Below are 12750 nucleotides of genomic sequence, written 5' to 3' on the forward strand. Positions count from 1 at the left end.
TAAAGAGTATTCACCAGCTGAGTTCCTAGTTGCTGTAAGGCACTTTAGCGCGGTGTTTGCAGACCTTCTGGAGATGTCACCGTCAGAGTTACTGGCTGAGGCTGGTCGCTCTCCGAGGTCAAGCTAGCATTGTTCAGAACCGCCCTCATACCGACCACCAACGCTTCAGCAGTGACTCTTGCCGCTTCATTCACTGCTGTTTTATTTTTTCCAGCAATCACCATTTCTGCCACGACATGAGATATTGTCGGCTGAAATAGTTCGATTAAGTGATTAGCAAAATGCTTGTTCACTACACCACCAAAGAGATTGTCCAATCCCTCTTCGTAACTATTTTTATTGACTTGAGCCATTCTTAATTACTCCACACTGTTAACCCTGTAAGCGAATCATCCGGTGTTTCTATGCCACTGGCAGCTACTACGTGGGCGTCCTGCCTGTTCGCTGTTGATGGATTAAATCTAACTTAACTTAGTTTTTAGGTCAAGCAAAAATCAAACTAAACTTAGTTTAATTTGATTTGAGTTGAAGTGGGATTTACTGAGGGCTATATGTCGTACTGTACGCCTTTAACTACACCGATGATGGTGCAGTTTCCATTGATTGGTATATTGGGATAGCGAGGATTAAGGGGAACTAAAAACTTCATTGGGCCATCGATAACTAATTTTTTTATAGTGGCTTCATTGGTTCCATCGAGCCTGGCAACGACGATTTTACCATTAAGTACTTCCGCGTCGGGATCAACTATGACCGTGGCTCCCTGAGGTATGGTTGGTACGCCATTAGGGTTTGTCATGGAATCCCCTTTCACTTCCAAGGCAAAGGAATTACCGGAAATACGTAGAGATGTCTCTACCCACCGATCCGTATCAGAAAAGGCTTCCACTGCATTTGATTCAGTAAACAACCCCGCTTGCACCCAGGATATAACTGGAACTCGGCGCATTCTGGTGATCAGCTTATCTTCAAACGCTGTTCCATAAAGGATGTATTCAATAGACGTATTGAAGAACTTTGCGAGTTTAGATAGTGACTCCCCACTGGGTACGTTTACATCCTTCTCCCAATAACCAACCGCAACGTCACTTACGCCACAAAATTTGCCTAAATCTTTCTGGGAGGTCTTAGTGACCTTTCTTAACGATTTTATACGCTGGCCGACCGTTTCCATCTAATCACCATGAATTTAATAAAGCTAAGTAATCTTAGTTTCTATTGACCTAAGTTAGATTAGAATTTAATATCTAACTTAACTTAGTAATGGAGGCGATATGACCACAGACGACATTGAAAAATACTTCGGAAGTGCAGAAAAAGTAGCCGCTTTTTTTGGGATTACCAGCGAGGCCGTCTATCAGTGGCGAAATCGTCCAAGAAAGCTAATTCCGAAAGGCCGGGCAGCTGAAGCCGCATATCGGACAAATGGAAAGCTTCAGTTCAAAGCTGAGCTTTACGAGAAGACTAACGAATCTGCGTCTTAATCGAAACCACCAGATAGGAAGAAACATTGTGGATAACAAAGACTTTCCAACTCAACCAGACATTAGCGACGCGATACACCAGTTAATTATTCAGACTCCGGGCAAGTATGAGGGCATGGCAAAAACACTTGATCCCAAGAATGGCACTGATAACGCGCTTCGTAACCGAGTCCGGCAGTTAGCGGGGCAGGTAGTGCCATTAGGTATGGCCGTCGACATGGAATTCTTTTCGGGTCGTTCTGATATCACAGAGGCCATGTGTAAGCGAGCTGGTGGCCTGTTTTTCAAATTACCCCGAATTGATCAAATACATGACGAAGAGTTGCACGAACGCTTCTTAGTGTTTGGCGCTAAGTACGGTGAATTGCATCAGAAATTTATTGAATACACTGCTGATGGAGAGATTGACCACTTGGAAGAGGTTAAGTTTGACCAGTGTGTTGATGAATTAATTCAAGTTATTCAGGGGATTAGAATTTTATCAAAGGCTGTTTACAAAAGGGGTGACGCCTCCGTGTGCGGCACAGAGGCGTCGGGTGCATTAACTAAACGTGTGGAGTAATTAACGCATGAACATTGTAGCGGCTAAACGCTCATCCCTGCAACTACGTTGCTTGCCTGTTACTGGGAGAGAGTCATTTCGTTATGTGATGAGAATACCCGGCCTTTGGATATGTGTCACCCACAGCGCGGCTGATTATGTTGTGGATACATTCCGTTATCTTGCCCTGCCAGCGCCAAAGGCCATGATATGAGCCGGATATTTGATGTCGTTAAAGCCCTATCTGGGCAGAAGAATTTTATTGTCATCCCTTCGCCATACTTGGATTTTTTCAAGGGTGATCCGCAGGCTCACTTATTGGGAGCGATTTTAAATCAGTTGGTGCATTGGTCTGGGGTTGAATCCAGCCTCGATAATGGTTGGTTTTACAAGAAGCATGAACAGCTAGCGGAAGAGATTCGAGGTGTTACTGACGATCAGGTTCGTAAGGCTGTTAAGAAGCTTGTCAGTAGCTATCTTCCTGATGCTATCGAAACGGCTACTCGCAAGGTAAATGGGACACCGACAATGCATTATCGCCTTAATGGTGACGTGCTAATTGCTAAATTATTCCCGTCAGAACTGGATTCGGCAATATCGCCGAATGGAAACGGCAGTATTGCCGAATTGAAACGGCAAAGAAGCCAAATAGATTCGGCAGAAAAGCCGCAAGGAAACGGCAATATCGCCGAATCCTATCTTTATACAGATCATTACACAGATCATAACTTACAGATCAATAAACCCTCTTCATTGCAGAATTCTGGCGAATCCAGCAACCAAGAAAAAAGTGATTTTTTATTAACTCATCCTGAAGCCGTAATCTACACCCCGTCTGGCAAGTCATGGGGAACAGCTAAGGATTTGGATGCTGCTAAATGGATATTTACCAAAATCCGTGTTGTGAATGCCACGGCTAAAGAACCTAACTGGGTGGAGTGGTCGAACGATATCCGTTTAATGCATGAACAAGATGGCCGTTCTCATCGTGAAATCTGCGAACTCTTCAAATGGGCTAACACAGATTCATTCTGGGCAGCCAATATCTTAAGTCCTCGTAAACTCCGTGCTAAATGGGATGAACTTGTTATTCGGAGTCAGGCGAAAGTAGCGATTGCACCAGTTATCGACAATACCGAACGCGACTCAGCTTATAAGCGCTTCATTTCCGGTACCGGTCAAGGTGTTAAAAGGAGTGAGTTAGAAATTAAGGTTGGCTTAGAGGCTAGCAAAACAGGCATCCGTGAGATGTCGGCAAGCTTTGCAGTAGTTCGCTGGAATGCCATCTGGAAAGAATGCATCCAGCGCGTGAACGGGGAGGCATCAGCATGACAACTCAAGTGGTTAGTTTTTCTGGTGGCCGTACCTCCGCTTATTTGGTTCACCTGATGGAGCAGCGTAGGGCCGCTGGTGAGGATGTGAGTTATATCTTCATGGACACTGGTGGTGAGCACCCAGAAACTTATAAGTTCATCCAGCGTCTAGTTGCTGAATGGTGTATCGACCTGACCTGTATCAGGATGGGGATCAGTGATGAATTGGGCAAGCGTAACAATATAGAGATTATTAATGTTAGTGACCTCAAAACAGACCTTTATGCATGGAAAGGGGTACTAGAAAAATATGGCGCACCTTCCATTGGCGCACCGTTCTGCTCTTCTCGAATGAAACAGGAGTTAGCTCACAATTATTGTGTAGAGAAGTTTGGCCGAGGTGGTTTTGAAACGTGGATTGGCATTCGTGACGATGAGCCTCAGCGGATCTTTGGCCGATCTGCGTATCGCATATTGAAAGATAGCTGTATGCCCATGGAGGAGATGAACGAATTTCGACTTGATGTACTAGAAGCGCTGGAAATGGCCGGAGAAAATGAGGCGAAAAGCTTACTTGTTGAAAAGCTGCCGTTGGCAACAGAAGAACAGCGAGAGCTGGTTTACAAAAGAATCATCAACAACCGTGCGCTAAAAATTAATTTTCTGGCCGATATATCAGATATGGGAAAAGTGGACATTCTGAGTTTTTGGTCAACGCGGACTTTTAATTTAGCTATTGATGAACATTTAGGGAACTGTGTTTTTTGCGTCAAGAAGTCGATACAAAAAGTTGCATTGGCAGCAAAGGATGAACCGGAGTTGGCCAGACAGTTTATGGAGTGTGTCAATTCTACCGAAGTCCGTAAAACTCGTAGTGACCGCCGCTTATATCGTGGCAAGAATACCCTAGAACAAGTTATCACTATGTTTTCAGAGCGTAGTGCTGAGGAGATGAGAGAGAAAATCATAGGCAGCCATGCAACGGATACAGATTCGTGTACTGAATCATGTGAGCCATTCTCTTGTGATCTTAGTGATGAACAAGAAACCGATATTCCGCAGATCTCAGAATATGTTGAATCTTTGAATGCATTAAAAGCTATGCCTGAGCATTTCTTAAAACAGGTTGGCGATCAGTGGCGCACCCCCGATCCGTTGTTCTGGGGTATTAACCAAATGTTCGGCCCTCTGGTTCTGGACTTGTTCACCGACGGTGAAAACAGTAAATGCCCTGACTACTACACGGCAGAAGATAACGCACTGGTTCAGAACTGGGCTGAGCGAGTAAGCGAGCTTAAAGGTGCTGCATTTGGCAACCCGCCATATTCCCGCGCTAAACAGTATGAAGGTGAATACATCACCGGTATGACTCACATCATGCAGCATACAGCGGCAATGCGCGAAGCCGGTGGCCGTTATGTTTTCCTGATTAAAGTCGCCACGTCAGAGCGTTGGTGGCCAGAGCAAGCAGACCATATAGCGTTCATTCGCGGACGTGTGGGTTTCGACCTCCCACACTGGTTTATTCCGGCAGACGATAAGCAGGTACCGAGCGGTGCATTTTTTGCGGGTGCTATAGCGGTATTTGATAAGTCGTGGCGAGGGCCAGCAACAAGTTATGTCTCGCTGGATCAGCTTATGACCACTGGCGCGGCATTCTTAGCGCAGATCCGCAGAGAGGCCGAACGCCTGGTACCACAAACCCAGCTGCAAAATATTCCTGAAATTATTCCGGTACCGGATTGCGGGGTAACTGCTTGAAACTCACCCTGCCATTCCCCCCCTCAGTAAATAGCTACTGGCGTGCCCCGAGTAAGGGGCCGCTAGCGGGTCGCCATCTTATCAGCGTCAAAGGTCGTCAGTTCCGGTCTGAGGCTTTGGCCTGCATTCTTGAGCAGTTGCGGCGGGTGCCAAAGGCGATTACTGGTCATGTTGCAGTAACTATCAATTTTTACCCACCAGATCAGCGTATTAGGGATATGGATAATTATCTGAAAGCCCCTCTTGATGCTTTGACTCATGCAGGGGTGTGGGCCGACGACAATCAGGTTAAACGGATGGTATTGGAATGGATGCCAATGACCAAAGGCGGAAAAATAGAACTGCAGATCAGCGAGGTACATATATGAATAATTACGTAGGTGTTGCCGCATCGGTTGTGACTATGAGTAGTCGTGAAATCGCTGTGCTGGTAAACAGCAAGCACGGTGATGTGAAACGCTCTGCAGAACGTCTATATGCTGGTGGTATTTTAACCGCGCCGTTGGCGCAGTTCGATTTTGAGCACAACGGAAACCAGTATTTTGAGTATCGGTTCAATAAACGCGATTCTTTGGTATTGGTTGCCAGGCTCTCACCTGAATTCACCGCTGCAGTAGTTGATCGCTGGCAAGAGTTGGAACAGAACCTGATCCCTCAAACCTTGCCAGAAGCGTTGCGTTTGGCTGCTAATTTGGCAGAAGAAAAGCAACAGCTTGAGAATCAGCTTTCTATTGCTGCGCCAAAAGTTGAGTTTGTCGATCGCTACGTTAAGGCCAATGGCTCAATGACCTTCCGGCAGGTTGCAAAGTTGCTGAATGCTAAAGAGCATGAATTTAACTGTTTCCTGCTAGATCAGCACATCATGTACCGCTTGAACGGCGCATTAACTCCTCGTCACCAGCATAGTGATTTAGGCCGATTTGAGGTTAAGACCGGCACTAATACCATCAATAATCATGCCTTCGCCCAATCCCGTTTTACACCGAAGGGCGTTAAATGGGTTGGTGGCTTATGGGCTGAGTATCTTGCAAAGAAAGGTGCCGCATGAGGGCATTGTTAACCCCATTTATCCAACAGGAACTTGGTGTTGTGATATTGAAGCCAGGTGCTGAACTGCTGCCATATTTATCAGGGCGCTTGCTGGTGGCCACTGAACCGGAGGAATTTAAAGTACTTCCATCAGGGCGGTTACCAACAATCGATCAGCAACTGGCTAATGATCCGCGCTTGCTGCCATTTTTTGAGCATGAGCGTGTTATTAATGCCGCTGGTGGGCCTCGAGTGCTGGAGGCATGGGTTAAGCAACTGAAAGCGTGCCAATGGCATGATCCGGATGATTCCCACGTTCAAAATCTCACGATATTGCGTTATGGACAGCGTTCTATTCGTTTGTGTTGGCATCATGATAATAAGTTGAGAGAGCATACACTCCCCCGATTGAATCAGCTGGCGACCACCAATCTCATCACTTGGATAATTTCAACAGTATGTAGTCATTTTCGGCTTCAGGAGGGCCACCAGCTCACTATGCCGGAATTATGTTGGTGGGCTGTCGTTAATGAGGTTTCCGACTTGCTCCCCGACTCAATTGCTCGAGCAAGTTTGCGGATGCTACCAGCAGTGATGAAATCAGGGCCAACGAGGGAGAGTGATATTACTTGGACGCCAAACCCGACACAAATCATTGAAACCAAAGTAGAACAGGTTAAGAAGGTGTTGGCGCTGAAAATTGATGATGAGCCACCGGCCAGTTTTATGCGTATTCCAAAGCGGCAGCGCTGGGAGAACAAGAAGTGGCTCAAGTGGGTTAAATCCCAGCAATGTTGTGGGTGCGGTAGCTCTGCTGATGACCCTCATCACATTATCGGTCACGGTCAGGGTGGTATGGGTACCAAAGCTCACGACCTATTCACCATCCCCTTATGCCGTCTTTGTCATGAGGCATTGCATGCCGATATGCATACGTGGGAAGCGGAACACGGTAGCCAGGTTGTGTTGTGGTTTCATTTTATGGATCGGTCTATATCGATCGGGGCAATGGCTTGATGGTCTTAATGTGTGGAGTAGAAAAATGAACCAGCAATATCTCCAGTATGTTCGAGGTGTATTGTCTGTTGCCCTTGCTGATATATGCGGAAACAGCAAGGGACAATTAGCGGCGTTCGATGGTGCGGCACTCGCGAGAACTACACGGTTCAAGCGCCAGCGGATTAGGAGTGTTGAGGTAGATGGCCGGAAAGTTTGCCAAGAGACAGAGCCGATGAATTGCCCAGAAACCCGCTCCCGTAAAAGCCAAATCACCCCGATAGATCCACTAACCTATTGCACCAGTGCATGGCGTAGAGCTGTATTCAAGTTAAAGCCTCATCAGGCTGCATGGATTCGCTATTGTTATTCGTACGATCTGACATTCGATTACCAGGTAGAGATATGCCGTTATATATGGAATGAGTATCAGCCGCAACTATTACAAAAGTCAGTCACAACAAAAGTACGCCGAAGAGTAGAAAGCCTTGTGTGGCTTGCGGTGCAGCAATCAGCGGGTATAGGTCACTTGCTACATGGGAAAGAGTATTCATATTCAGAACTAGCAGGATTGGTGGGGGTTCAGCGTAATAACTGGACAATGCACTATGCGCCGCATTGGGAATCGCTATTAAGGCTGGTAGAAGCATTGGATGCGGACTCTTTGAATTGTGTTGTAAATCACAAGTCAGGAAGATAGCAACATTTGGCGACATGATGCTTGCAAAAGTGAACAAAGTAAGCCATATTTAGAGCATATTTGATAAGTTGCTACTAGTTTAATTTATAACCTCGCTTCGGCGGGGTTTTTTTATGTCTACATTCGCCTGAGCGTCACTGAATAACGGGTTCATATCCCAATCTATTCAGGACATTGTTGCAGCAATAGTTGGTGCTCAGCCGAATGTGGTGAATGCAGGTACCGATGTGTGGGGATACAAGTGGAACACCCGTGAAACGACGTCGGCGAATTTCCCACCACCATAGAAGTACAGTGAAAGGTATGCGGTCAGCACATTGGTAGGTGTTGACGCCGGAACCGTAACCGGCTTCAAAAATGATAAGCCCCGACATAAGTCAGGGCTTTTTTGTTTGTGGAATGGGCGGCAGAAGAGTGCTGGTAACACTGCTTCTGCCATTCGCCTGTTTGCAAAGTCACAGGCGAACCAGGGCCCAACGCTTGTGTGCACAAAGCGGATCTGAGCCTACCAAGAAACGGTAGAATGATCTATGAAAAACACTGTTTATTTAAACAGTAATAAAATTATTAACGCTGATTCGCTACAATACATAAAAACCCTGCCTGATAACTGCATTGACCTGATAGCAACTGATCCACCTTATTTCAGGGTTAAGTCATGTAAATGGGATAATCAGTGGGAAAGTGAATCAGCATATCTTGCCTGGTTAGATGAGTTGCTTGCGGAGTTTTGGCGGGTATTGAAACCCTCCGGCAGTCTTTATATGTTTTGCGGTTCTCGACTTGCTGCTGACACTGAAATTCTGGTACGCGGTCGCTTCAATGTGCTGAACCATATTATCTGGGCTAAACCATCAGGGCCATGGCGGCGCATGCATAAAGAGGATCTGCGGGCTTATTTTCCAGCAACTGAGCGGATTATCTTTGCAGAGCATTATGCGGGGCCATTCACGCCCAAGGGCAGCACTTATGCCGACAAATGCAAAACACTGAAACAGAATGTCTTCAAGCCATTGATTGATTATTTCCGGTTGGCCAGAGCATCGCTTGGCGTATCAGCTAAGGCCATAAATGAGGCTACTGGGCGGCAAATGTCGAGCCATTGGTTTAGCGAAAGCCAGTGGCAATTACCTAATGCCGAGCAATATGCCGTGTTACAAACTCTGTTTAGCCGTATAGCAGCGGAGAAGCATCAACAGGGAATATTGAGTAAGCCCCATCATGATCTGGTAGAAGAATATCAGACATTGAATCGGCAATATTCAGAGTTGAGCCTCGAGTATGAATCATTGCGGCGACCGTTCGTTGTTACTGCTGATGTACCATATACCGATGTTTGGACATTTCCTTCTGTTGCTTTTTATCCTGGCAAACACCCATGTGAAAAACCAAGTGAAATGATGGAACACATCATCAGGTCAAGCAGCAGGCCGGGGGATGTGGTGGCTGATTTCTTTTTGGGATCGGGTGCCACACTCAAAGCTGCTTTAAAGCTAGGCAGAGTGGGGATCGGGGTTGAACTGGAAGAAGAGCGGTTTAATCAGACAGTAGAAGAAATCAGATCATTACTTACTTAACCTCAACGCACGTAGTTGGGGTTTTTTCGTTTTAGCCCATCAGTCACCCAATCAACTCCACACATATTACTCCGCATGAGTGGCTGCGCTGGTGGGCTAAATCCATAAAAACAATACCCGACAATGCCGGGAATAATATTCCCCATTGGGGAGGTGGTATGAGAATGCATAACGAACTGCATACATGGGCTGACTGGGTTCAACTCCTAAACGCTTGGTGGCGTGGTGATGTCCCTATGGGGGGCGTGTTGCTATCAGTGGTTATGGCCGCTTTACGGGTGGCCTATACCGGCGGTGGGTGGAAGAAAACATTCTTAGAGGGGCTGACTTGCGGTGCGCTAACACTGACCGCGGTAAGCGCTCTGGAATATTTCGACCTACCACAACAGCTGACCTTAGCCATTGGTGGGTTAATTGGCTTCATCGGCGTTGAGCAGATCCGGGCATTAGCACTCCGTTTTGTTGGCAACCGTATTGGCGGCACTGACGACACTAAACCTCAGGTATAAACCATGACCCCTTATCAATTCAGAATGGCGGCTAATATCAGCGCCGAACTTGCTGCACGTTGGATTCAGCCAATGACGTTGGCAATGAAAGAGTTTGATATCAGCACTCCAGTACAGCAGGCGATGTTTATTGCTCAGGTGGGCCATGAGTCGGCCAGTTTCACGCTGCTGGTGGAGTCGTTCAATTACAGCGTCAACGGTTTGATGGCGACGTTCGGCAAGCGGTTGTCTGCGGATCAGGCTTCGGCACTGGGTCGCCTGACAGGTGAAAAGTCAGTGCCTGTGAATAGGCAACGAGCTATCGCCAATTTAGTCTATTCAGGCCGCATGGGTAATAAAGCTGTAGATGATGGGTGGAAGTATCGCGGTCGCGGCTTAATTCAGGTTACAGGGTTAGAGAACTACCGGGCATGTGGTACTGCGCTGAAACTGGACTTGATCAGCAATCCTGACCAGCTACTAACTGATCTCAATGCTGCTCGATCTGCTGGTTGGTTCTGGCAATCCCGCAAGTGTGGTCAATATGCTGACGATATTCAGCGTGTCACCCAGCTAATTAACGGCGGCAATAACGGTATCAATGACCGTAAGGCGCGGTTTGAACTGGCTAAACGGGAATTGCAGATATGACTACTTGGCGCGCGGCGCTGGTGGCGTTAATGGCGACCGCGTTCCTTCTTCTGCTCCTGAATCGTAATCACCTCGCAAACAGGGTGGATAAAACAGAGGCGGAGCTGGTGAATGAGCGAGCTACTAATGTTTCGCTGGGCAATATCATTGATGTCTATCAGGTGAATGATGCCGCTAACCGTACAGCCACAACCCGCCAGCTAGAGAACGAAAGGAAACTACGCAATGAAAGTGACGAAAGGCTCAAGCGGTTTCTGGCGGCGTCGTCAGATGATAAGTGTGCTATTCAGCGCATGCCTGACGCTAGCATTAACATCCTGCGCGAATAAGTCGGTATCACGTCCACCCGCTAGCTGTCCCATATTGTTCCCGCCAGAATCCGCATTAACTGAATGCGAGGTACCGGAGTTCGTCGGTACTACGTGGGGCGATAGTGGGCTGTATGCGCTGGCTTTGAAACGTGAGCTGCGGATTTGTAAGGGACGGCTAGATGAGATTATTAGCTGGCGGCAGAATGCCATGCGAAAACAGTGAGGATGTATGGCGATTATTGAGCATTATAAAATAGAAGTCTGGCTTAAAAGTGATGCGGGTTATGAATCCTCACCTGCAATAGGTTTTTCGAAAGAGAGGCAACTACCTATAAATGATGGGTTCGTTTTCTTCAGCGATCTCCGAGAATTGAATGGCTTTGGTTTTCCATTGGATAGTGTCCATCACTACAAAATCACAGCAGTATTTAGGGAAAGTGACAATGCCACCACGAATCCCCCGAGCATGCCGTAAGCATGGGTGTCGCAACACTACAATACATAGTACTGGTTATTGTCCTGAACATCAGAATACAGGATGGGAGAACCACCAGCAGGGTAAGACCAGGCATGAACGTGGCTATGGTGCCAATTGGGATAAGTTGAAACCACTGATAAAGGCTAGAGACAAAGGGCTGTGCCAACAGTGTCTGCGGGAAGGTCTGGTGGTGTCGGGTACCACGGTTGACCACATCATACCCAAGGCTCACGGCGGCACTGATGAACCATCCAACCTTGAACTACTTTGCTGGCCACACCATCGCAGTAAGACAGCAGTTGAGAGGATTATTAAAAATGTTATCAGAAAGACCCGAACCGACCACTAAAGAAGAATGCGCATTAGACGCATGTATTTATGCTGACGAGATTAGGTGTCACCCAAGATTGATGGTTCTGGCTGAGTTTCGAATTAAAGCTGTTAAATCCAATGCTCCTGACTGGTTTCTCCGGTATGTAGATGGCGATATTAGATATGCCATGTTCCGCCTTGAGCAGTTGGATGGATGGAGTAGGGGTGGTGACCCGAGAGGCTTTGCCGCTGATACCATGCGTACATTCAAGGTCTGCGCGGATATGCTGCGGGCGTATATCAACCCGTCATTCACCTTGTGGAATGGTGACAACAGCAAGGCGGCTGAATGGTTGCAGTCATTGATCACACCAAGAGTTGAGAACGAACCAAGCAAGTGATAATGATTATCAACATCACCAATGTGAGCACCACAACAGTGCATTATCACAGCAAATGAGAATCAATATCATCAATGGGAGGGGGGGATCGAATCTCTACAGCCCTTGTCCTACCGTACCGCCAGCCTCGTTGGATTTTTTTACCCGCGTAAAATGAAATTAAAACTGGAGGGATTATGGCTGGAGCGCCGGGCCGATCCGGACGCCGAGCCAAGCCAACCGCCCGGAAGGAATTGGCGGGTAATCCGGGTAAACGTGCTCTGAATAAAGACGAACCCGCATTCACGCCGATCAAGGGAGCATCACCGCCAGAGTGGTTTGATGAATACGCCTCAACGATGTGGATCATGGCAGCAAAAGAGCTTTGCGCTCAACAAGTGCTTTGTGCCACTGATCTGCATAACCTTGAAATGTTCTGCGTGGCCTACTCCACGGCCCGAAAATCTCAGGCGCATGTGGCCATACATGGCGTTGTGATGGTTGGTGCAACCGGTGGGCCAGTAAAGAACCCTGCTCTAACGGCATTGAATGAAGCCATGAAACAGCTAGCTTCTTTCGGCGGTATGTTGGGCTTAGATCCCAGCAGTCGCGCCCGTTTAGTTGGCGCAGGCAAGAAAACCTCAAAGAATCCGTTCACAAACCTATGACTAGAAAAGCCTATCCGAATGTTAATGCGGCGAATCAATACGCCCGTCATGTGGTGCAGGG

General features: G+C 47.3%; 20 protein-coding genes. 18 read left to right on the forward strand and 2 right to left on the reverse strand.

Annotated elements, in window-relative coordinates:
* Nucleotides 1-44 precede the first annotated feature (44 nt).
* Together ACNSO8_RS07735 and ACNSO8_RS07740 are read right to left on the reverse strand one after the other, a co-directional pair.
* Nucleotides 45-353: a hypothetical protein gene (locus ACNSO8_RS07735; RefSeq protein ID WP_418394312.1), complete on the reverse strand. Its 309-nt coding sequence runs from the start codon at nt 351-353 to the stop codon at nt 45-47.
* Between the two features lie 194 nt (nt 354-547).
* Complete coding sequence (locus tag ACNSO8_RS07740; RefSeq protein ID WP_418394313.1) at nt 548-1174, reverse strand: LexA family protein; 627 nt, start codon at nt 1172-1174, stop codon at nt 548-550.
* Between the two features lie 100 nt (nt 1175-1274).
* Between ACNSO8_RS07740 and ACNSO8_RS07745 the strand changes: the two genes are divergently transcribed.
* From ACNSO8_RS07745 to ACNSO8_RS07830, 18 genes are all read left to right on the forward strand, one after another.
* Nucleotides 1275-1484, forward strand: coding sequence for a Cro/CI family transcriptional regulator (locus ACNSO8_RS07745; RefSeq protein WP_145567478.1), 210 nt, complete (start codon nt 1275-1277; stop codon nt 1482-1484).
* Between the two features lie 28 nt (nt 1485-1512).
* The gene (locus tag ACNSO8_RS07750; RefSeq protein ID WP_050323426.1) at nt 1513-2046 is read left to right on the forward strand and encodes a YmfL family putative regulatory protein; all 534 of its coding nucleotides are present in this window, start codon (nt 1513-1515) and stop codon (nt 2044-2046) included.
* Between the two features lie 7 nt (nt 2047-2053).
* Nucleotides 2054-2239 (forward strand): hypothetical protein, encoded by a 186-nt coding sequence (locus ACNSO8_RS07755; RefSeq protein WP_418394314.1) that lies wholly within the window; start codon nt 2054-2056, stop codon nt 2237-2239.
* On the forward strand, nt 2236-3357 hold the full coding sequence (locus ACNSO8_RS07760) for a replication protein 15 (protein WP_418394315.1): 1122 nt from the start codon (nt 2236-2238) through the stop codon (nt 3355-3357). The genes ACNSO8_RS07755 and ACNSO8_RS07760 overlap by 4 nt, the downstream gene beginning before the upstream one ends.
* Nucleotides 3354-5099, forward strand: a complete 1746-nt coding sequence (locus tag ACNSO8_RS07765; RefSeq protein WP_418394316.1) for a phage N-6-adenine-methyltransferase — start codon at nt 3354-3356, stop codon at nt 5097-5099. Before ACNSO8_RS07760 ends, ACNSO8_RS07765 begins: the two co-directional genes overlap by 4 nt.
* Entirely contained in the window at nt 5096-5467 is a 372-nt protein-coding gene (locus ACNSO8_RS07770) for a RusA family crossover junction endodeoxyribonuclease (protein WP_418394317.1), read from the forward strand. The genes ACNSO8_RS07765 and ACNSO8_RS07770 overlap by 4 nt, the downstream gene beginning before the upstream one ends.
* Nucleotides 5464-6147, forward strand: a complete 684-nt coding sequence (locus tag ACNSO8_RS07775) for a phage antirepressor KilAC domain-containing protein (RefSeq protein ID WP_418394318.1) — start codon at nt 5464-5466, stop codon at nt 6145-6147. Before ACNSO8_RS07770 ends, ACNSO8_RS07775 begins: the two co-directional genes overlap by 4 nt.
* Complete coding sequence (locus ACNSO8_RS07780; RefSeq protein ID WP_418394319.1) at nt 6144-7145, forward strand: DUF968 domain-containing protein; 1002 nt, start codon at nt 6144-6146, stop codon at nt 7143-7145. The genes ACNSO8_RS07775 and ACNSO8_RS07780 overlap by 4 nt, the downstream gene beginning before the upstream one ends.
* Before the next feature lie 25 nt (nt 7146-7170).
* Complete coding sequence (locus tag ACNSO8_RS07785) at nt 7171-7824, forward strand: bacteriophage antitermination protein Q (protein ID WP_418394320.1); 654 nt, start codon at nt 7171-7173, stop codon at nt 7822-7824.
* A 530-nt stretch (nt 7825-8354) separates the two neighbouring features.
* Nucleotides 8355-9401 (forward strand): DNA-methyltransferase, encoded by a 1047-nt coding sequence (locus ACNSO8_RS07790; protein WP_418394321.1) that lies wholly within the window; start codon nt 8355-8357, stop codon nt 9399-9401.
* A 158-nt stretch (nt 9402-9559) separates the two neighbouring features.
* Nucleotides 9560-9910, forward strand: a complete 351-nt coding sequence (locus tag ACNSO8_RS07795; protein WP_025377658.1) for a phage holin, lambda family — start codon at nt 9560-9562, stop codon at nt 9908-9910.
* Between the two features lie 3 nt (nt 9911-9913).
* Complete coding sequence (locus ACNSO8_RS07800) at nt 9914-10540, forward strand: glycoside hydrolase family 19 protein (protein ID WP_418394322.1); 627 nt, start codon at nt 9914-9916, stop codon at nt 10538-10540.
* Nucleotides 10537-10869: a DUF2570 domain-containing protein gene (locus ACNSO8_RS07805; protein WP_418394323.1), complete on the forward strand. Its 333-nt coding sequence runs from the start codon at nt 10537-10539 to the stop codon at nt 10867-10869. Before ACNSO8_RS07800 ends, ACNSO8_RS07805 begins: the two co-directional genes overlap by 4 nt.
* Nucleotides 10811-11074, forward strand: a complete 264-nt coding sequence (locus ACNSO8_RS07810) for a hypothetical protein (protein WP_418394324.1) — start codon at nt 10811-10813, stop codon at nt 11072-11074. The genes ACNSO8_RS07805 and ACNSO8_RS07810 overlap by 59 nt, the downstream gene beginning before the upstream one ends.
* 6 nt (nt 11075-11080) lie before the next feature.
* Nucleotides 11081-11326: a hypothetical protein gene (locus ACNSO8_RS07815; protein WP_418394325.1), complete on the forward strand. Its 246-nt coding sequence runs from the start codon at nt 11081-11083 to the stop codon at nt 11324-11326.
* The gene (locus tag ACNSO8_RS07820; RefSeq protein WP_221872887.1) at nt 11295-11678 is read left to right on the forward strand and encodes an HNH endonuclease; all 384 of its coding nucleotides are present in this window, start codon (nt 11295-11297) and stop codon (nt 11676-11678) included. Before ACNSO8_RS07815 ends, ACNSO8_RS07820 begins: the two co-directional genes overlap by 32 nt.
* Nucleotides 11572-12042, forward strand: coding sequence for a hypothetical protein (locus ACNSO8_RS07825; RefSeq protein ID WP_418394327.1), 471 nt, complete (start codon nt 11572-11574; stop codon nt 12040-12042). Before ACNSO8_RS07820 ends, ACNSO8_RS07825 begins: the two co-directional genes overlap by 107 nt.
* Nucleotides 12043-12218: 176 nt before the next feature.
* Nucleotides 12219-12689, forward strand: coding sequence for a phage terminase small subunit P27 family (locus ACNSO8_RS07830; protein WP_418394326.1), 471 nt, complete (start codon nt 12219-12221; stop codon nt 12687-12689).
* Nucleotides 12690-12750: the final 61 nt, after the last annotated feature.

The organism is Yersinia sp. LJYL362 (assembly GCF_048323875.1).

Coding starts and splice junctions, on each gene's coding strand:
- ACNSO8_RS07735 (WP_418394312.1), bottom strand. CDS start 353: ATGGCTCAAGTCAATAAAAATAGTTACGAAGAGGGATTGGACAATCTC.
- ACNSO8_RS07740 (WP_418394313.1), bottom strand. CDS start 1,174: ATGGAAACGGTCGGCCAGCGTATAAAATCGTTAAGAAAGGTCACTAAG.
- ACNSO8_RS07745 (WP_145567478.1), top strand. CDS start 1,275: ATGACCACAGACGACATTGAAAAATACTTCGGAAGTGCAGAAAAAGTA.
- ACNSO8_RS07755 (WP_418394314.1), top strand. CDS start 2,054: ATGAACATTGTAGCGGCTAAACGCTCATCCCTGCAACTACGTTGCTTG.
- ACNSO8_RS07760 (WP_418394315.1), top strand. CDS start 2,236: ATGAGCCGGATATTTGATGTCGTTAAAGCCCTATCTGGGCAGAAGAAT.
- ACNSO8_RS07765 (WP_418394316.1), top strand. CDS start 3,354: ATGACAACTCAAGTGGTTAGTTTTTCTGGTGGCCGTACCTCCGCTTAT.
- ACNSO8_RS07775 (WP_418394318.1), top strand. CDS start 5,464: ATGAATAATTACGTAGGTGTTGCCGCATCGGTTGTGACTATGAGTAGT.
- ACNSO8_RS07780 (WP_418394319.1), top strand. CDS start 6,144: ATGAGGGCATTGTTAACCCCATTTATCCAACAGGAACTTGGTGTTGTG.
- ACNSO8_RS07785 (WP_418394320.1), top strand. CDS start 7,171: ATGAACCAGCAATATCTCCAGTATGTTCGAGGTGTATTGTCTGTTGCC.
- ACNSO8_RS07790 (WP_418394321.1), top strand. CDS start 8,355: ATGAAAAACACTGTTTATTTAAACAGTAATAAAATTATTAACGCTGAT.
- ACNSO8_RS07795 (WP_025377658.1), top strand. CDS start 9,560: ATGAGAATGCATAACGAACTGCATACATGGGCTGACTGGGTTCAACTC.
- ACNSO8_RS07800 (WP_418394322.1), top strand. CDS start 9,914: ATGACCCCTTATCAATTCAGAATGGCGGCTAATATCAGCGCCGAACTT.
- ACNSO8_RS07805 (WP_418394323.1), top strand. CDS start 10,537: ATGACTACTTGGCGCGCGGCGCTGGTGGCGTTAATGGCGACCGCGTTC.
- ACNSO8_RS07810 (WP_418394324.1), top strand. CDS start 10,811: ATGATAAGTGTGCTATTCAGCGCATGCCTGACGCTAGCATTAACATCC.
- ACNSO8_RS07815 (WP_418394325.1), top strand. CDS start 11,081: ATGGCGATTATTGAGCATTATAAAATAGAAGTCTGGCTTAAAAGTGAT.
- ACNSO8_RS07820 (WP_221872887.1), top strand. CDS start 11,295: ATGCCACCACGAATCCCCCGAGCATGCCGTAAGCATGGGTGTCGCAAC.
- ACNSO8_RS07825 (WP_418394327.1), top strand. CDS start 11,572: ATGAACCATCCAACCTTGAACTACTTTGCTGGCCACACCATCGCAGTA.
- ACNSO8_RS07830 (WP_418394326.1), top strand. CDS start 12,219: ATGGCTGGAGCGCCGGGCCGATCCGGACGCCGAGCCAAGCCAACCGCC.